This window comes from Streptomyces sp. NBC_00224 (genome assembly GCF_041435195.1).
Classification (GTDB): Bacteria; Actinomycetota; Actinomycetes; order Streptomycetales; family Streptomycetaceae; genus Streptomyces.
In genome coordinates this window covers 3,482,596-3,501,450 of sequence record NZ_CP108106.1, presented here as the reverse complement: position 1 = coordinate 3,501,450, position 18,855 = coordinate 3,482,596, and the positions used below count along the sequence as shown (strand labels likewise).

The window sequence follows — 18,855 nt, the reverse complement described above, 5'->3', positions numbered from 1 at the left end:
GGCATACTGGACACGTTCAGCAAACGTACGATGTCCGACGAACGTCAAGGAGTAGCCCCCCGTGCGTAATCCCGAGGCACCGCGACTGCTGGGGGTCTACCGGCGGGCCGTGCCCGAGAGTGTGCGGCGCGCGATCGTCTCGCAGGTCGACGCCGACATGCGGCGCCGCGTCAAGATGCGTATCGCCGGCGGCGCGGCCGTCGCCGAGAAGATGCGCGCCGCCCGCGTCACCAAGCGCTACCAGACCCTCGCCTCCGGCGCCGACCGCACGGTCGTGCACGTCGGCAAGGACCCCAAGGTCGCCCTCGTCACCCCCGGCGTGACCCCGCTCCAGGCCCGCCGCGCCAACCTCGACACCGTGCTGCGCGCCCTGCACGCGGCCGGCCTCGACCACTTCTGCGTGCGCGGCCGCTCGGAGACCGCCGCAGCCGTCGCCGTCCGCGAGGACGACCGTACGGCCGTGCTGAAGGTGCTGGAGTCGCTCTGCGGCGACCAGCCCGGCTACGTCACCCACGTCAAGGGCAACAACCCGGTCCCCGAGACCTCCCTGCCGGGGTACGAGGACTCCACCTGGCGCCGGTTCAAGACCGCCGGGACCGTCAGGGTCACCTGGTACCGCACGGACGCCACGCACCGCCTCACCCTCGGCAACCGCTACGGCTGCGACGTCGAGTTCTGGCACGAGGAGGACGGCCAGCTGGTGCCGCCGCGCGTCGGCAAGCTCGCCGAGACGCTCCCCGCCGAGGGCCCCACGGCGCAGGTCTCCGAGGCGTACTTCACCCACCTCGCCCCCCGCGAGGCCCCCGACGCCGCCCAGGTGCGCACCCGCGCCGAGTTCGCCATCCACCCCACCGACGAGATCACCTTCCCGATCGACGTCGTCTACACGTGGGTGAACGGCGCCGACCCGGCCTGGCTGCGCCGCCGCGCCCAGTTCGCGGGCGAGACCTACCACGCCGAGTCAGCCAACGCCGCGCGCTATCTGAGCCGCGACGAGCTGCGCTACTCGCTGCGCTCGCTGCACATGTACGCGCCGTGGGTGCGCAACGTCTACCTGGTGACCGACGACCAGACCCCCGACTGGCTGGACACCACCCAGCCCGGCATCAAGGTCGTCAGCCACAAGGAGATCTTCCGCGACCCGGGCCTGCTGCCGACCTTCAACTCGCACGCCATCGAGAGCCAGCTCCACCACATCGACGGCCTGGCCGAGCACTTCCTGTACTTCAACGACGACGTGATGCTCGGCAACGAGGTCACCCCGCAGGACTTCTTCCTCTCCAGCGGCCTCACCAAGTTCTTCCCGTCGCCCGCCCTCGTACCGCTGGGCTCGCGCACCCCCGAGGACCCGCCGGTGGCCGCCGCGGGCAAGAACAACCGCCGGCTGATCGAGGAGCGGTACGGGGCGGTGGTCGTGCAGAAGATGAAGCACATGCCGCACCCGCTGCGCCGCAGCCTGCTCACCGAGATCGAGACGGAGTTCGAGCCGGAGTACCGCTACACGGAGGCGAGCCGGTTCCGCTCCGAGGACGACATCTCCATCTCGTCGTCGCTACACCACTACTACGCGTACCACACCCAGCGCGCGGTGCCCTCCGAACTCCCGTACACCTACCTCGACCTGACGCACCCGTGGACGGAGACCCGGCTCGGCCGGCTGCTCGCCAACCGGGACAAGACGGTGTTCTGCGTCAACGACACGGTCTCCACCGAGCAGGACGTGCACGAGCAGAAGGACCTGATCACACCGTTCCTCGACGCGTACTTCCCGGTGCGGAGCCCGTTCGAGAAGGATTAGCGGACGCAGAACGAGAAGGGGCCCGCCCCAGACCTTCCGGTCTGGGGCGGGCCCTTCTTGTATCAGCTGTCTCAGTCCCGCTCGAACCGCGACTTCACCGGGAAGTAGGCGCTCAGGAACGCCCGCAGCACGCGGTCCTGCTCCTCCACCGACACCTCCGCGTCGGCGGACTCACCGATGCAGAACGTGTCGTGGGCGCGCTCGGCGAGCAGCCGGGTCAGCACCGTGTGGTGGTCGTAGTTGCCCACGTTGATGTAGCTGCAAGAGATCGCGCTCGGCACCGAGCTGCCGATCAGGTAGCCGTAGTGGTGGTGCAGCGACGAGGTGATCGACAGGTCCGAGTTGGCGCGGAACGGGTTGGCCGCGGTACGGCCCACCTCGGCCGGGAACTTGTCGGCGATCTCGGTCAGCACACTGCGGCGCAGCGGGTGCGGCGCGTGCAGGAAGCTGGTCGTCGTGGTCCGCCCGAACGCCTCCTCCAACAGGGCCCGGTTGTTCTTCGCGGCCGCGAAGTAGCCTTCGTCGTCCGGGGACGGCTCGGTCGGCGGGACGGCCGTGGGCGAGCGGAAGAACTTGGCCACGCCGTTGCTCAGGAAGAACGACGACGGGTTGAGCGGACGGCCGATGAACACATCGTCGTTGAGGTAGAGGAAGTGCTCGGCCAGGCCCTCGATCCGGTACAGCTGGCTCTCGATGGCGTGCGAGTTGAACGTCGGCAGCCAGGCCTGGTCCTTGAAGATCTCGCGGTGGCTGACGACCTTGATGCCGTGCTGCTCGGTGTCCAGCCAGTCCGGCGTCTGGTCGTCGGTGACCAGGTAGATGGTGCGCACCCAGGGCGCGAACATCTCCAGGGAGCGCAGCGAGTAGCGCAGCTCGTCGCGGTTGCGGAAGCGCACGTCGCCGCTGTCGGCGTCGTTGGTCGGCATGTCCCGGCTGCGGCGCACCGAGTCGCGGCGCTGCTGCCAGGCCGGGTCGGTGTCGTCGACCCAGGTGTAGACGACGTCGATCGGGTAGTCGACGTCCCACATCAGCTGCTTGGTGAACTGCGCGAGCGTCGGGTAGTCGCGCTCGCCGACCCGCAGCTTGGCCGTGGCCTCCAGGTTCGGCAGGCGCCGCCCGAGCAGGGTGGTCAGCCGGGGCGTCTCGCGCCAGCCGTCCTCCTCCGACTCGGCCCAGAACTCCAGGCTGCAGCCGTAGGCCGGTCCGTACCGCAGGGTGCGGCTCTCGGAGGTGATCGGCTTGAACACGCGCAGGCCGGCGACCTCGCCCACGTCGCCGAGCCGCTCGGCGAGGACCGCGCCGGGCGCGGCGCCGCGCGGGGTGACCAGCTCGGCGTAGACCGGCTTGCCGTGCAGGGCGGTGGACATGGCCTCGATCACCCGGCGGCGGTGCTCGACGGGGACGGCGACGCGGTGGGCGACGCCGGCGTCGTGGCGCAGCAGGATGTACGGGATCCCCGCGTCCTCCAGGACCTTGGCGGTGATCTCCAGGTTGATCTGCGCCATGCGCGGGCCGTTGATGTCGTCGCGCTGCTCGGCGAGGCGGCCGGCCGACCGGATCAGCGTCCCGGTGCGGTCCTGCGCCTGGATCATCACCTCGCGGGCCTTCTGCTCGTCCGCCGAGTTCGACAGGGCCGAGACGGGGGCGGCGACGCTGAAGCTGCGGGTGCCGCCGGCCGCGATGCGCAGCGCGGTGCGGTCGGCGCGCTGGGCCAGGCGCTCGGGGGTGTCGCGGCGGGCGACCAGCTTGGTGAAGAGCTGCTCCCAGCGGGCGGTGATGTCCTCGCCGCCGAACCGCTCGTACACGCCCTTGCGAGCGGCCTTGCCGAACGCGTGCCGGGTGTCGTCCTCGCCCATCAGGCGGGACATCGCGGCGGCCAGCGAGTCGATGTCGCCGGGCGGCACGAGGAGACCGTCCACGTCGTGGCGGATGATCTCGGCGGGCCCGGTGACGATGTCGTACGCGATGACCGGCACGCCGGCCGCGAACATCTCCAGGAGCACCAGCGGGAAGGCCTCGTTGCGCGAGGGCAGCAGACAGACGCTGGCCTTGGCCCACTCCTGCTCCATCTGCGAGGAGCGGCCGACCAGTTCGATGCGCGAGTGCATGCCCAGACCCTCGACGAGGCGGCGCAGACGCACCTCCTGCGGGCCGTCGCCGAAGATCCGCAGCTGCCAGTCGGGGAAGTCCGCGGAGATCCGCTGGAAGGCGTGGATGGCGTGGTCCAGCTGCTTCTCCGGGGTCATCCGGGCAGCCAGGACGATCGTCTTGGACTCCAGGTCGGCGCGCGGACGGTAGCCGTCGGGCACCGCGTTGGGGATCGCGGCGAGCTCCGGGGCGGCCTCGCGCAGCGAGTCGGAGAACCAGTCGTTGGTGCGCTCGGTCAGCGACACCAGCGCGTCGACGCGCGGGCCGTAGACGAGGAGCGGCTCACCAGAGACGCCGCGCAGCTGGGAGGCGCGGTGCTCCTGGTGCACGGTGACGACCCGGGACGGGGCGAGCTCGGCGGCCGCCGCGAGCAGCGCCGGGGTGGTGGTGACCAGCACGTCGGAGTCGAGGGAGCCGAGGGCGGCCGTCATCTCGATGTCGGAGAGCCGGTCGAAGGTGGACTCCCAGGACGGCTTGATGAGTTCGCTCGGCAGCGACTCCAGCGTCCGGCAGGCGTTCTCGTCCAGGGCGCTGGTGCGCACCGGGCGTCCGTAGGATCCGGTCCTGTCCACCAGGTAGCGCCGCTCGACCTGCTGGGCGGCCGAGAAGAACGGCTCGGGGCGGGTCTTGAAGACGCTCAGCACCTCGACGTCGTGCCGGGGAGCGAGATGGATCGCCTGGGTGTAGGCGGCCATCTCGGTGCCGCCCATCTCGTCGCCCCAGGTGAGCAGAAACGTGATCTTCATGCAACTTCCTCTGCGCCACGGGGGGCGGTTCCGAATCCGGTACAGGACACGGCGAGCACGCCGGCCGGGGTGACATAGGCGTGCACCCGCGCGAGCGCGCCGCTGTCGAGAGCGACGATACGGAACGGTGTCCGGTAGACCTGCTTGGGGTGACGCACATCGGTCAGCCGCCGGGCGATCTTGATCCGGTTCCCACCGGCCCTCAGATGCATGTCCCAGGTGCGGGTGGTGTGGCCGACCGCCATCTCGGCGAGCGGTACGTCGAAGGTGAAGCGGTCGCCGTCCCACTCCACGGTGGCCGCGGCCGCCTTGCTGCTGCGCCGCAGCACCGCCTCCGCGACGTACTCCTCGACGGGGGCCTTCGGCGCGATGAGCCGGCCGTGCACCACGATCCGGTCCCAGCGCAGCTCGAACGAGGAGAGCTCGGCCTGGTGGCGCGGGCCGCGCACGTTCAGCATCGAGCGGCCGTCGACCGAACGCACCGGACGGAAGACGGCGCCGCTGGTGGGTGATGGCGAAGTGGACAGGGTGGGACCGTCGGACGACTCCACGGGAGCCGACGCGATCTTCGCCCGCAGCTCACGGCCGTCACTTTCGGTGACCACGACCTCCATGCGCCACATACCGGACGAGAGCACCGGACCGCGGGTGCCGGTCTCCGACGGATCGTCATGGCGCAGCGGCGCGGTGGCCGTCAGAAGGAGACTTCCGTCACTCTGCGGCTCCTGCTCCAGCTCCACGTGGACGACCTTGCGCCCGCGCGACATCTCCAGATGGGCCGCACCGACCGCACCGGGGCGGCGCGGGAACGTCACCGCGAAGTTGAGGGTGCGCCCACCGGAGACCGAGAAGTGCACGGCCTTGAGCAGCGGCCGCGGCTTGACTCCGTCGATGGCCGGTACGGTATGCATCTGCTCGACACGTCGGCGCATACGTACTGCCGCGCGGCGCGCCCGCTTGGCGGCGCCCACCGCATAGGGCAGCAGTGAGTCACTCACGGTGAACCTAGCTCTCGTCTGGGCTAATGGTCAGCGTTGCATGCTGCCAATAATGCGTAAGATCGGCAAGTTGCTTCGTAATTCTATCGATGCATCACGATTGCTTCATCGAGTGGAACCCAAATGAAGTTTCCGCCCTCTCCTCGGGTGGCGGTCTGCTTGATCGCAGATGAACGTGGAGCGGGGAGTGGGAAAAGGACATGGGACGCTGGCCGAAGATGGGACGCCAAGTGGCCTCCCGGCGTGCCGTGCTGGCTTCGATGGCGGGGGTAGTGGCAGCCGGTGCGATCGCCGGGTGCGACAGCAAGCACCCGTCGGCCAGAGGCGCTGCTGTCACAAGTGAACCACCGAAGCCCGTCTCGCTGCTGCCGGTCGACCACCGCAGCAGCTTCGACACCCCGGGCCGGCCGCTCGCCATGGCGATCGTCGCGCACCCGGACGACGACCTGTTCTTCATGAACCCCGACACGCTCCACACCATCGAGCGAGGCGTCCCGGTCGTCTCCGTGTACGTCACCGGCGGCGGCTCCTTCGGCGTCAACCAGGCACCCGGCGAGCCCAAGGCCCGCCCCGACGTGCCCGCCTACGTCTCCGCGCGCCAGCAGGGCCTTCGCCAGGCGTACGCCCGGATGCTCGGCGCGACCCTGTTCACGCCGTGGACCCGCACCGCCCTGAAGCTGCCGGGCGGGCGCGAGGCCGAGCTCAACGTCCTGGAGTACAACGGCCGCCGCGCCGAGCTGATCTTCCTCGGTGTGCGGATGCACGAGAAGACCGGCCGCGGCTGGGTCGGCATGACCCAGCTGTGGAACACCCCCGGCGTGGTCCTGCGCACCCAGCCCACCCCGGAGTCCCCGGTCCGCGAGAAGTACACCTACAGCCGCGACGAGCTCACCGACGCGCTGCTGTTCCTGATGCGCAAGTACCGGCCCACGCTGGTGCGCACCCTCGACCCGGACCCGGACGCCCAGGTCCACGACAAGCTGCACCCGCGCGGCAGCGACCAGGTCGGCTACTCCGACCACCCCGACCACACGGCGGTCGCCCTCTTCACCTGGCGCGCCCTCGCCCAGTGGGGCCAGGGCACCCCCCAGGGCGCGCGCACCCCGGGCTTCCTCACCGAGGCGTTCCGCGGCTACTACAACCAGCGCTGGCCCTACAACCTGCCCAACGACACCGTCCACCAGAAGACCGAGTACCTCAACGCCTACGGCGGCGCCTCCAGCTGGCAGTGCGGCAACGCCTCCGGCTGCGGCGACTACTCGGTCGGCGTCAACGGCGTCCTCAAGTCCAAGAAGGGCTGGGTCCGCTCCACCCACCGCCGCTACCCGACGGCCGGCCCGAAGGTCGTCGTCGACAAGGACGGCCGGATGAGCGCGTACGCCGTGCTCGGCACCCGCGCCGCCCGCTGGCGCGAGTCCGGCCCCTACAGCGGCGGCTGGGGCGCGGCCGAGGACCTCGGCGGCGGCCCGCTCGCCCCCGCCCTCAGCGCCATCGCCGCCCCCGACGGACGCCACCTCGTCTTCGGCCTGCGCTTCACCAACCTGGGTGCCACCGACAAGGACGACACCCGCGAGATAGTCGTCCTGCAGCAGAAAAGCGCCGGCGGCGACTTCGAAGAGCGGTGGACCAGCCTCGGCAACCCCGAGACCGACCCCCGCCGCAGCCGCCTCACCGGCCCGCCCACCGCGGTCACCGCCCCCGACGGCACCGTCCACGTCTTCGTGCGCAACGCCGCCAAGGGCATCAGCACCCGGGTGCGCGACAAGCAGGGCACCTGGTCGCCGTGGCAGAAGCTGCCCGGCGGCGGACAGCTCCAGGAGGGCCTGGCCGCCGCGGTCGACGGCGACGGCCGCGTCCACGTCTTCGGCTCCACCTTCGGCTGGGTCGAGCACTGGACCCAGAAGGACGCAGGCGGCGCCATGGTGCGCGGCGCCCGCGGCCTCAAGACCCGGCCCGGCGACGCACCCGACGCGGCCACCGCCGACGACGGCTCCGTCCTGCTCGCCTACCACAAGCCCTCCAGCGACCAGATCAACGTCGCCCAGCTGCGCGGCGGCCAGGCCGGCCGCTGGACCGAACTGCCCGACCAGAAGGTCACCGGCTACGGCCCGGTCGCCCTCGTCGACGGCCAGGACCTCGCCACCGGCGGCGTCATGCTCAGCTCGCGCAGCGGCACCGGCTCCATCGAGATGGTCGACAGCGGCAAGCAGGTCACCCTCCACGGCGACGCGTCCTCCGGCTTCATGGTCGGTGCCCCCGCCGTCGTCCAGGGAGCCAGCGCGGGCGTCGCCCTGGTCACGCTCGGCCTGAACACCACCCCCGCCGTCACCAGGGTCCCGCCGCGCGCGGGCACCGTCTGACCGACACACCGCACCGGCGGACGAAGCCGGGCGGACCGGGAGCGAACAGGGGCGTACGGGACCATCCCGTACGCCTCTTCCGCATGCCACTTCCGTACGCGACCTCCGCACGCCCGAGCGGACTTCCGGGCAGACCCCCGCGCGGGCCTCCACGCGGCTTCCACGCGGTCGTGCTTACGCCGCCTTCACGTTCGTACGAAAAGTCACAGCAGGCCGGGTCGGCGGGTCCGGCCTCCTAGACTGTCCGTATGACTTGGATGATCACAGGCGGTGCCGGCTACATCGGATCTCACGTGGTGAAGGCCCTCGTCGACGGCGGGGAGCAGGTCGTCGTCCTCGACGACCTCAGCACCGGAGACCCGGCCCGGCTGCCCGAAGGCGTCCGCCTGGAGCACGGCACCGTCCTCGACCGCGACGTCCTCGACCGCGTACTGCGCGAGAACGACGTGGACGGCGTCATCCACATCGCCGCCAAGAAGCAGGTCGGCGAATCCGTCGAACGCCCGCTCCACTACTACCGCGAGAACGTCGAAGGCCTGCGCACGGTCCTGGAGGCCGCCGCCGAAGCCGGCGTACGCCGCTTCCTGTTCTCCTCCTCCGCCGCCGTCTACGGCATGCCCGACGTCGACCTCGTCACCGAGCAGACCGAGTGCCTGCCGATGAGCCCGTACGGCGAGACCAAGCTCGCGGGCGAATGGCTCGTCAGCGCCGTCGGCAAGGCCCACGGCATGGCCACCGCCTCGCTGCGCTACTTCAACGTGGCCGGCGCCGCCTCCCCCGAGCTCGGCGACCCCGGGATCTTCAACCTCGTCCCGATGGTCTTCGAGCGCCTCACCGAGGGCAAGGCACCCCTAATCTTCGGCGACGACTACGCCACCCCCGACGGCACCTGCGTCCGCGACTACATCCACGTCGAGGACATCGCCACCGCGCACGTCGCCGCCGCCCGCCGGCTCACCGCCGACCCCAGCGCCGCCCTCATCCTCAACATCGGCCGCGGCGAAGGCGCCTCCGTCGCCGAGATGGTCGACATCATCCGCGAGGTCAGCGGCATCACCGAGCCCGCCCCCGAAGTCGCCCCGCGCCGCCCCGGCGACCCGGCCCGCGTCGTCGCCTCCGCCGAGCTCATCACCAAGGAACTCGACTGGAGCGCCCACCACGACATCCGCGCCATGATCACCTCCGCCTGGGAGGGCTGGCTGCTGCGCCACCCGCGCGACTGAGCCACCCGGGACCCGAGACCCGGCTCCCGGACCCCACAAGGCCCCCGCCCCGCCCGGCGGGGGCCCGTCCAACGCTCGAAACGGCCGTGCGCCCAGGCCCCCGCCTGGCATAGATTCCCCGGTGTGACAGTGGCAAGGCAGTACGTGACCCAGGCCCGCAGGATCGTCGTCAAGGTGGGCTCGTCCTCCCTCACCACCGCATCCGGCGGCCTCGACGCCGACCGCGTCGACGCCCTCGTCGACGTCCTCGCCAAAGCCCGCAGCGGCGGCGAGAAGGAAATAGTGCTGGTCTCCTCCGGCGCCATCGCCGCCGGACTCGCCCCCCTCGGCCTGCGCCGCCGCCCCACCGACCTCGCCCGCCAGCAGGCCGCCGCCAGCGTCGGCCAGGGCCTCCTCGTCGCCCGCTACACCGCCTCCTTCGCCCGCTACGGCGTACGCGTCGGACAGGTCCTGCTCACCAGCGACGACACCAGCCGCCGCGCCCACTACCGCAACGCCTACCGCACCCTCGACCAGCTCCTCGCCATGGGCGCTCTGCCCGTCGTCAACGAGAACGACACCGTCGCCACCGACGAGATCCGCTTCGGCGACAACGACCGGCTCGCCGCCCTCGTCGCCCACCTCGTCCGCGCCGACCTGCTCGTCCTGCTCTCCGACGTCGACGGGCTCTACGACGGCGACCCCAGCAAACCCGGCACCACCCGCATCGGCGAAGTCCACGGCCCCGACGACATCGCCCACGTACAGATCGGCAGCGCCGGCAAAGCAGGCGTCGGCACCGGCGGCATGGTCACCAAGGTCGAGGCCGCCCGCATCGCCGCCGCAGCCGGCGTCCCCGTCGTCCTCACCTCCGCCAGCCAGGCCGCCGACGCCCTCGCCGGACGCGACACCGGCACCTACTTCCACCGCACCGGCCGCCGCTCCGCCGACCGCCTCCTGTGGCTCGCCCACGCCTCCACCCCGCAGGGCCACCTCGTCCTCGACGACGGAGCCGTACGCGCCGTCGTCGAACGCCACTCCTCCCTGCTGCCCGCCGGAATCGCCGCCGTCGAGGGCGAGTTCAGCGCCGGCGACCCCGTCGAACTCCGCGACACCGCGGGCCGCGCCGTCGCCCGCGGACTCGTCAACTTCGACGCCAAGGAGATCCCCCAACTCCTCGGCCGCTCCACCCGCGAGCTCGCGCGCGAACTCGGCCCGGAGTACGAGCGCGAAGTCGTACACAGGGACGATCTGGTCGTTCTCCACCCCTGAAACGGCTGAAAGTCCGGCCTTCGGGCGGACACCTTCACGAAAACCGCCCCGCGACCCGGCCCGGACTGGTCAACTTTGTTGCGGGGTACTCGCGGGGGTGACCCGCGAGGGGTACTGCATCGCATCACAGCATCACAGGAGGCCGCCGGTGAGACGAGCGCGCCCGGGGGCGGCGCCCCGAGTCGGGGGAACCCACGCCCGCAGGGCCGTGGGAGAGGACGGGCCGACCCTGACCAGCGTCGGCACGGGAGCCGACATAGCGGAGACCGAGGAGCGGGAGCAGCCCGGGGACACCCCCAGGCTCTGGCACATCACCCTCAGCGTCTCCGGCGCCGAGGCCCCGCTCAAAGAGGTCCGGCGCGGCCTCGAACAGCTCGCCCACGACCACCCCTTCTTACTGACCAGCAGATACGCCAACGACCACGCCGAGATCCGCTACTGGGAAGAGGCCCGCGACCTGCACGACGCGGCCGCCGTCGCCCTCCGGCTCTGGGGCGAGCACCGCTCCACCGCCAAACTCCCGCCCTGGGAGATCGTCGGCCTGGAAGTCATCGACCGCGAGACCTACCACCAGCGCCTCGCCGAGGGCTACGGGCCGCCACCGGCCGCACCCGTCGGCGTCCACCCCTTTTGACGCCCCGGCCCGTCCTGACGCCCCGGCTCCTGTGGCCCCGGCTTCTGAGGCACCAGCCACCCGGACACGGCAGCGACCGGACCGTGAGAGCGCCGTCTCGGGGAGTGGAATCGGTGCGGAACGCGCCCGCCCGGAGCACTACCCTGCGGACATGAGCGCGTTTCCCCCGTACGAGAACATGTCCCCGGTCACCCAGGCCGCCCACCGGGCCCGCGCGGCCGCCGCCGATATCGCGCCATTGCCGCGCTCGGCCAAGGACGACGCGCTCCTGGCGATCGCCGACGCGCTCGAAGTGCGGACCAAGGAGATCGTCGAGGCCAACGCCCTCGACATCGCCAAGGCCCGCGAAGCCGGGACCAGCGAGACCGTCATCGACCGGCTCACCCTCACCCCCGAACGGGTCCGCGCCATCGCCGCCGACGTACGCCACGTCGCCGCGCTGCCCGACCCCGTCGGCGAAGTCGTCCGCGGCTCCACCCTCCCCAACGGCATCGACCTGCGCCAGATCAGGGTGCCCCTCGGCGTCGTCGGCATCATCTACGAAGCCCGGCCGAACGTCACCGTCGACGCCGCCGCCCTCTGCCTCAAGTCCGGCAACGCCGTCCTGCTGCGCGGCTCGTCCTCCGCGTACGAGTCCAACACCGCGCTCGTACAGGTGCTGCGCGACGCCGTCGGCGGCGCCGGACTGCCCGCCGACGCCGTCCAGCTCGTCCCCGGCGAATCCCGCGACTCCGTACGGGAGTTGATGCGCGCCCGCGGCCTCGTCGACGTCCTCATCCCGCGCGGCGGCGCCTCCCTCATCCGCACCGTCGTCGAGGAGTCCACCGTCCCCGTCATCGAGACCGGCACCGGCAACTGCCACGTCTACGTGGACGCCCAGACCGACCTCGACATGGCCGTCGACATCCTCATCAACTCCAAGGCCTCGCGCCCCTCGGTCTGCAACGCCGCCGAGACGCTCCTCGTCCACCAGGACATCGCCGACGCCTTCCTGCCCCGCGCCCTCGACGCGCTCGCCGAAGCCGGCGTCACCGTCCACGCCGACGAGCGCGTCCAGTCCTACGCCGCCGCCACCAAGGCGACCGTCGTCCCGGCCACCGCCGAGGACTGGGAGACCGAATACCTCTCGTACGACATCGCCGCCGCCGTCGTCGACTCCCTGGACGCGGCCGTCGCCCACATCCGGCAGTGGACCTCCGGCCACACCGAGGCGATCGTCACCACCTCCCAGGCCGCGGCCCGCCGCTTCACCCAACTGGTCGACTCCACCACCGTCGCCGTGAACGCCTCCACCCGCTTCACCGACGGCGGCCAGTTCGGCTTCGGCGCCGAGATCGGCATCTCCACCCAGAAGCTCCACGCCCGAGGCCCCATGGGCCTGCCGGAGCTCACCTCCACCAAGTACATCGTCACCGGGGACGGGCACGTGCGATAGCGGGAACAGCGGGAACGCAGCCCTGAACCCTCCCCGAGGGACGCCCGAGGGGCAGAGTTCGGCCACTCCCTGCCCAAAACGACCGCGCCGGGGCTACGCTGAACCCGTGCCGGACGACGTGGGGGGCAGGCCGTTCCCGGACGGCTGGGAGCCCGACGACGACCGCGGGGGCGCGGACGACGCATTCGCCTCCGTGGTCTTCGACGAGGACTTCGTACGGGCCGCCGAGATCCACGAACCGAGCGCCGTGGAACGGCTGTTGGCCGCCGCCCAGGCCCGCGCCGAGGCCGAAGCGGCCAGAGCCCGCGCGGGCGCCGGAACCGACGACGACTTCCCCTACACCCCCCGCGACCCCGACGCCTACGGCTCCGCCTTCCCCGGCGGCGCCGAAGCCGGCCCCTACGGCCCGCACGGCGGCGCACTGCGCCCCTACCGCGGCCGGGCCCGCTGGCACCGCCCCGTCGCCTGGCTGCTCGCCCTGATCATGGGCATCGGCATGGTCGCCCTGGCCTTCGCGGCCGTCTACCGGAGCGCCTCCAGCAGCCGCGACGAGCCCGTCCCGCCCCCGGCCACCAGCAACGTGGACAAATCAGGGCTACCCATTCCGGCCAGCGTCGGCCCGACCGCCTCGGCCGACTACTCGGCGCCGGCGGTCGCGGCTGTGCCTCGAAGGCCTTGAGGGGGGAGGGGGGCCTCCCCCCCCGCCCCCTCCCCACCCACCCCACGCCCCCCGCCCACCCCACCCCTGACCTCGGCTTTTCCGCGTCCCGACGACCTTCTGACCGTCCTCTGACCCCGCCCTGCACAACCGCGTGGGAACTCGTCAGAACTTGTCGCGTAGCAGCGCGTTTACCGGCCCCTCCGGCGACCTACCCTGAAGGTATGGCAGGGCGTGGAGAGCCACCCGAGGGGACACCGGAGGGCCTCCCCGGCGGAGGTGAGGACGAGTACCGATCCGTCGTATTCGACGAGTCGTTCGTTCGTGCTGCCCGCCTGCAGGAGTTCTCCGCCCAGGAACGGATGCGTGAGCACGCGCGTGCGGTGCGCAGCCGTCCCAGCTGGTCCTTGCGGCCCTTCACCAAGCAGATAGTCGCGCTGGTGGTCCTCCTCTTCATCGCCTTCGGTACCGCCGTGTACATGGGCCTGCGTCACCCCTACCAGCCCGGTGGCGGCAGCGTCGCCGCAGAGCCCCTGCGGATGACCGTGATACCTCTGGCCCCGCAGAGCGTCGTCCCCGGCATCGACGTCGCCCGTCTGTTCGACCACAGCCCGGCCGCCCAGTTCCGCACCGGCGCCGACGGCATCAACCTCCCCGCCGTCCGCAGGACCGCCCACTTCTCCGAGAGCCAGATCATCGCCGGTGTGACCACCGCCAAGGAGTATCTGGTCCAGTCGTCCCTCGACCCCCAGGTCCTCACCGGCAAGTCCGTGCACCAGGTGCGGGCACTGCTCGATCCGGAGCTGCTCGCCCAGTTCGACCAGAGCGTCGACAACCCGGCCGACGACGGCCGCCACGCCGCCACCGGCTGGCTGGTGCGCTTCGATCCGGCCAAAGTGGCGCTGGCCGACTCCCAGGTGCGGGTGCAGGGCACTTTCCACTACGCCGAGTCCGGCCGGGACACCCTCGACGTGACGTCCGACCACACCTTCACGTACGCCCTGCGCCCGGCCGCGACCGGCCCGGACAAGGCGGCCTCGCTCTTCACCGTCCGCCGTGAGCTGCACTTCCGCTTCGACCGCGACGACCTGCGGCTGCACCGGGTCGAGCTGCAGTTCAGCTATGTGGAGGCCGGGCCGCAGGCCTGCTCGGCCGATGTGTCCGCACAGCTGCGGCCGCTGCTCGCGGGCGAGCGGACCAGCGCGACCGGCCCGGCGGGCACCGATCCGTACGCGACCGGCCCCGCCACCGCGGCCCTCTGCGGCACCCTCTCCACCAGCGCCCAGCCGACACCATAGGCAGGGCCTCCCGGACTCCCCGCGCCCCAGGCCGACCTCGGCCGAGTCAGGCCGGAGTCCGGACCGTCCGGACTCTCCTACGCCTTCCCGCCCGACTCGTCCTGCGGCCCGTCGCCGTCCGCCGCCGGGCCGGAAGGCCGGTCCTGCGGTCCGTTCTGCGGCTTGCCGTTCGCCCCGTCGGCAGGGGGGCCGTCCGCCGGCCGGTCCGAGGTGCGCGAGGAGGAGCCCGCGCCCGTGAACTTGCCGTACAGCTTGCCGCCCAGGTCCGCCGTGCCTCCGGCTATGTCGCCGACCAGCTTCATCAGCGGGTCCTTGCTCGTCCGGACCGTCTCGGCGTACGAGGCGGCGGACTCGCGGAACGAGTCGGAGACTGAGGTGTCCTTGTCCTCCTCACGACGCGGGTAGTGGCCGTCCATGAGTCGCTGGTAGTCGCGGCTCGCGGCCCACTTCTTCAGCTCGGCCGCGCGCACGGTGGTGAACGGGTGCGAGCGGGGCAGCACGTTCAGGATCTTCAGGACCGAGTCGCGCAGGTCGCCGCCCGCCTCGTACTCCTCGGCCTGCTCCAGGAACGCGTCCACGTTCATCTCATGGAGGTGGTTGCCACCGGCTATCTTCATCAGGCCCCGCATCGAGGCCTGCAAGTCCTGTCCGACGAGCAGCCCGGCCCGGTCGGCGGACAGCTCCGACTTGCGGAACCACTCCCGCAGCGCCGTCACGATCGCCATCACCGCCACGTTGCCCAGCGGGATCCAGGCGATCTTCAGCGCCAGGTTGGTGAGGAAGAGCAGGATCGTGCGGTAGACGGAGTGGCCGGACAGGGCGTGGCCCACCTCGTGGCCGACGACCGCGCGCATCTCCTCCTCGTCGAGCAGCTCCACGAGGCCGGTGGTGACGACGATGATCGGCTCGTCGAGACCGATGCACATCGCGTTCGGCCGGGGGTCCTGTGTCACGTACATCGGAGGGACCTTCTCCAGGTCCAGGATGTAACAGGCGTCCCGCAGCATGGCGTTGAGGTGCGCGAACTGGGCGTCGCTCACGCGCACGGAGTCGGAGAGGAACAGCAGGCGCAGGCTGCGCTCCGGCAGCAGCCCGCTGAGCGCCTTGAAGACCGTGTCGAAGCCGCTGAGCTTGCGCAGCGCCACCAGCGCCGACCGGTCCGCGGGGTGTTCGTAGGCCCGGGAGGAGATCCCGGGGAAGCGTCGGCGCTGCCTGCTCGGCACGCTGTCCTGGATGTCATCGGTCATGGTGTCCCCCTGTCTGAGAGTCTCGGCTCGTCCCCCTGACGACATCCACCCTAGGCGGTGGGGCTACCGTGGGGCGGGGGCCTGTGGATAACCAAGGAGACACCTGCCATGACGGACGCCGTCACGCTTCTCGCCGCCGCCTCGGACCAGCAGGGACCCGGCAATGTGCTGCGGATCCTGCTGCTGGTGTCGATCTTCGGTGCGGGCGGCCTGGCCTGGCTGTTGCTGCGTGGCTACCGCTCGAACGACGGTGGCGACGCGGCCGCGGCCGGGCCGGACGGCGAGGCGGGCCGGGGCGCGAACCCCGACGCGGAGAGCGCCGTCAAGGACTGAACGGCTGAGTCGGCGTGAGAGTGCCCGGGCGGCCCGCATACGATGAGCCCGAAGTCTCCGCTCCGACTCCCGGATAGGTCCTGCTGACGATGAGCCTCACCAGCACCGCCGCCACGCACCTGGTCACCCTCGCCGAGGGCACCGAGCACGGCGGCAACCACGAAAGCCTCAGCCCGTACGTCACCGGCGGTGGCGCCCTGTTCGTGCTGCTGCTCCTGCTGTGGATCACCACGCGCTTCAACCGCGACCGCTGAGTCGGGGCGTTTCCACCGGGCCAGTAGGCTCTGCACGCATGGGAGAGCAGGAAGTGCCTACCGGTCCGGTCAAGCGGCGCATCGGCGTGATGGGCGGAACGTTCGACCCGATCCACCACGGACACCTGGTGGCCGCCAGCGAGGTGGCCTCTCAGTTCCATCTGGACGAGGTCGTGTTCGTACCGACGGGGCAGCCGTGGCAGAAGAGCCACAAAAACGTCTCCGCGCCCGAGGACCGGTATCTGATGACGGTCATCGCGACCGCCTCCAACCCGCAGTTCTCGGTGAGCCGGATCGACATCGACCGCGGCGGCGCGACGTACACCGTGGACACGCTGCGGGATCTGCGCGCCCTCAACAGCGACGCGGACCTGTTCTTCATCACCGGCGCCGACGCGCTCTCGCAGATCCTCACCACCTGGCGTGACGTGGACGAGCTGTTCTCGCTCGCCCACTTCATCGGGGTGACCCGGCCCGGCCACATACTGACGGACGACGGTCTGCCCGAGGGCGGGGTGTCGCTGGTGGAGGTGCCCGCCCTGGCGATCTCGTCGACGGACTGCCGGGAGAGGGTCGCGCAGGGCGACCCGGTCTGGTATCTGGTTCCGGACGGCGTGGTGCGCTACATCGACAAGCGCCAGCTCTACCGCGGCGAGTGAGAGAAGGGCACCCGGTGAACGACCGACAGGACCCGTACGACCCCTATGCGCCGCAGGTGCAACTTGTCGGTTATGACGAGTACGGCCAGCCGGTGTACCAACAGGTGCCCCAGCAGGCTTCGTACGACCCGTACGCCCAGGCCCAGCCGCAGCAGACCCACCAGTCTCAGCAAGCCCAGCCGCCCCAGCAGGATCACCAAGGGCAGCAGAGCCAGCAGCAGGGCGGTTACGGGTACGACCCGTACGCCCAGCAGCAGCCCTCGTACGACTACGGCTACGACGCGTACGGCCAGTCCGCGCAGCCGTCCGTGCCCCAGCAGAACCAGGGGTACGGCTACGACACCACGCAGCAGTGGAACCGCGAGCAGCCCCCGGCCCAGCAGGCCGGCCAGGCGTCCGGCCAGGCGCAGGCCCCCGTACGGGAAGCCGAGCCCGAGCCCGAGCCGGTGGCCGAGCAGATCCCGGTGCTGCCGCAGCAGCGCAAGGACGAACGCGACTACCGCACCGAGCAGTTCTCGTTCATCGAGGAGCCCGACGAGGACTCCGAAGACGTCATCGACTGGCTGAAGTTCACCGAGAGCCGCACCGAGCGGCGCGAGGAGGCGCGGCGCCGCGGCCGCAACCGGGTGGTCGCGCTCGTCGTGGTCCTCGCCCTCGCGGCGGTCGGCGGCGTCGGCTACCTCTGGTCGGCCGGCAAGCTGCCCGGCGTCTCCTCGTCCTCGGACTCCAAGAAGCCGGCGGTCGCGACCGGGGCGCAGAAGCGGGACGTGATCGTCGTCCATCTGCACAACACCGCGAAGGGCGGCACCTCCACGGCGCTGCTCGTCAACAACGCGACCACCAAGCAGGGCACCACCGTCCTGCTGCCCAACTCCCTCGCCGTCTCCAACGACGACGGCACCCGCACCACGCTCGGCAAGTCCGTCGACGGCGACGGCTCGCAGGGCACCCGCGAGGCGCTCGGCACCCTGCTCGGCACCAAGATCACCGGAACCTGGCGTCTGGACACGCCCTTCCTGGAGAACCTCGTCGACCTGGTCGGCAACATCGACATCAGTACGGATGCCGATGTGCCGGGCACCAAGGCGGGCGCGCCCCCCGTGGTGAAGAAGGGTGACGACCAGACGCTGACCGGGCAGATGGCTGTGGCGTACGCCACGTACAAGGGGCCCGGCGAGGCCGAGGCCAAGCAGCTGCAGCGGTTCGGGCAGGTGATGTACGGGGTGCTGCGCAAGATCTCGGACGACCCCAAGGCCGCGACGATCACCGTGCAGACGCTGGCGCAGATCCTCGACCCCTCGCTGCCCGAGTCGGACCTCGGCGCCTCGCTGGCCAAGCTCGCCGAGCACGCCAAGGTCGGCGCCTACAAGACCGCGGCGCTGCCGGTCCAGCAGGACGGCACGCTCAGCGCGCAGGCCAGTGACAGCGTGGTCAAGGACATCCTGGGCGGCTCGGTCACGGCCCCCGACAAGGGCGCCGCGGTCCGCGTCGGTGTCAGCAACGCCAGCGGCAACCCGAAGGCGGCCGACAAGGCCCGGGTCGACCTGGTCAACGGCGGCTACGCCTTCATTGACGCGGGCGGCGCGAGTACGGCGGCGTCGTCCTCCGTCACCTACGGTGACGCGGCGCAGAAGGCGAAGGCCGAAGAGGTCGCCAAGACGCTGGGTCTGCCGGCCGGTGCGGTCAAGCAGGGCAAGGCCGCGGCGAACGCGGATGTCACCGTGGTGCTCGGCAAGGACTACAAGATCAAGTAATCCTTTCGGGGCTGTCGGCGGTCCGTGAGACCCTGGAGAACGATCTGAATCGATCTGAC

At 71.0% G+C, this 18,855-nt stretch carries 15 protein-coding genes; 12 read left to right on the top strand and 3 right to left on the bottom strand.

The genetic code is table 11. The features are described 5' to 3' along the window. Nucleotides 1-61: 61 nt before the first annotated feature. Nucleotides 62-1,798: a stealth family protein gene (locus OG965_RS15710; protein ID WP_371652698.1), complete on the top strand. Its 1,737-nt coding sequence runs from the start codon at nt 62-64 to the stop codon at nt 1,796-1,798. Nucleotides 1,799-1,869: 71 nt separating this feature from the next. Here the strand turns inward: OG965_RS15710 and OG965_RS15705 are convergent, their stop codons facing one another. Together OG965_RS15705 and OG965_RS15700 are read right to left on the bottom strand one after the other, a co-directional pair. Then, nucleotides 1,870-4,692 carry a stealth conserved region 3 domain-containing protein gene (locus OG965_RS15705; RefSeq protein WP_371652697.1) on the bottom strand — a complete coding sequence of 941 codons (2,823 nt, stop codon included), beginning with the start codon at nt 4,690-4,692 and terminating at the stop codon, nt 1,870-1,872. After that, on the bottom strand, nt 4,689-5,690 hold the full coding sequence (locus OG965_RS15700; protein WP_371652696.1) for a hypothetical protein: 1,002 nt from the start codon (nt 5,688-5,690) through the stop codon (nt 4,689-4,691). Before OG965_RS15700 ends, OG965_RS15705 begins: the two co-directional genes overlap by 4 nt. A gap of 218 nt (nt 5,691-5,908) precedes the next feature. Between OG965_RS15700 and OG965_RS15695 the strand changes: the two genes are divergently transcribed. The 7 genes from OG965_RS15695 to OG965_RS15665 all read left to right on the top strand — a co-directional run bounded on the left by OG965_RS15695 (nt 5,909) and on the right by OG965_RS15665 (nt 14,549). Continuing rightward, the gene (locus OG965_RS15695; protein WP_371652695.1) at nt 5,909-8,050 is read left to right on the top strand and encodes a PIG-L family deacetylase; all 2,142 of its coding nucleotides are present in this window, start codon (nt 5,909-5,911) and stop codon (nt 8,048-8,050) included. Between the two features lie 248 nt (nt 8,051-8,298). After that, complete coding sequence (gene galE / locus OG965_RS15690; protein WP_371652694.1) at nt 8,299-9,273, top strand: UDP-glucose 4-epimerase GalE; 975 nt, start codon at nt 8,299-8,301, stop codon at nt 9,271-9,273. A 123-nt stretch (nt 9,274-9,396) separates the two neighbouring features. Next, entirely contained in the window at nt 9,397-10,524 is a 1,128-nt protein-coding gene (proB, locus tag OG965_RS15685) for a glutamate 5-kinase (protein WP_371652693.1), read from the top strand. 148 nt (nt 10,525-10,672) lie between these two features. Next, nucleotides 10,673-11,158, top strand: coding sequence for a hypothetical protein (locus OG965_RS15680; RefSeq protein WP_371652692.1), 486 nt, complete (start codon nt 10,673-10,675; stop codon nt 11,156-11,158). Between the two features lie 151 nt (nt 11,159-11,309). Further along, nucleotides 11,310-12,593 carry a glutamate-5-semialdehyde dehydrogenase gene (locus OG965_RS15675; RefSeq protein ID WP_371652691.1) on the top strand — a complete coding sequence of 428 codons (1,284 nt, stop codon included), beginning with the start codon at nt 11,310-11,312 and terminating at the stop codon, nt 12,591-12,593. A 106-nt stretch (nt 12,594-12,699) separates the two neighbouring features. Next, on the top strand, nt 12,700-13,272 hold the full coding sequence (locus tag OG965_RS15670; RefSeq protein WP_371652690.1) for a hypothetical protein: 573 nt from the start codon (nt 12,700-12,702) through the stop codon (nt 13,270-13,272). 203 nt (nt 13,273-13,475) lie between these two features. Then, nucleotides 13,476-14,549: a hypothetical protein gene (locus tag OG965_RS15665; protein ID WP_371652689.1), complete on the top strand. Its 1,074-nt coding sequence runs from the start codon at nt 13,476-13,478 to the stop codon at nt 14,547-14,549. A 77-nt stretch (nt 14,550-14,626) separates the two neighbouring features. On the opposite strand, the gene OG965_RS15660 is transcribed toward OG965_RS15665, so the two are convergent. Continuing rightward, nucleotides 14,627-15,796, bottom strand: a complete 1,170-nt coding sequence (locus tag OG965_RS15660) for a M48 family metallopeptidase (RefSeq protein WP_371652688.1) — start codon at nt 15,794-15,796, stop codon at nt 14,627-14,629. A 108-nt stretch (nt 15,797-15,904) separates the two neighbouring features. On the opposite strand from OG965_RS15660, the gene OG965_RS15655 reads away from it, so the two are divergent. The 4 genes from OG965_RS15655 to OG965_RS15640 all read left to right on the top strand — a co-directional run bounded on the left by OG965_RS15655 (nt 15,905) and on the right by OG965_RS15640 (nt 18,796). After that, nucleotides 15,905-16,129 carry a hypothetical protein gene (locus OG965_RS15655; RefSeq protein ID WP_371652687.1) on the top strand — a complete coding sequence of 75 codons (225 nt, stop codon included), beginning with the start codon at nt 15,905-15,907 and terminating at the stop codon, nt 16,127-16,129. Nucleotides 16,130-16,218: 89 nt separating this feature from the next. Further along, a complete protein-coding gene (locus OG965_RS15650) occupies nt 16,219-16,383 on the top strand; it encodes a hypothetical protein (protein WP_371652686.1) in 165 nt (54 codons plus the stop codon). A gap of 38 nt (nt 16,384-16,421) precedes the next feature. Next, a complete protein-coding gene (gene nadD / locus OG965_RS15645; protein WP_371652685.1) occupies nt 16,422-17,042 on the top strand; it encodes a nicotinate-nucleotide adenylyltransferase in 621 nt (206 codons plus the stop codon). 14 nt (nt 17,043-17,056) lie between these two features. Continuing rightward, complete coding sequence (locus OG965_RS15640; RefSeq protein WP_371652684.1) at nt 17,057-18,796, top strand: LytR C-terminal domain-containing protein; 1,740 nt, start codon at nt 17,057-17,059, stop codon at nt 18,794-18,796. Nucleotides 18,797-18,855: the final 59 nt, after the last annotated feature.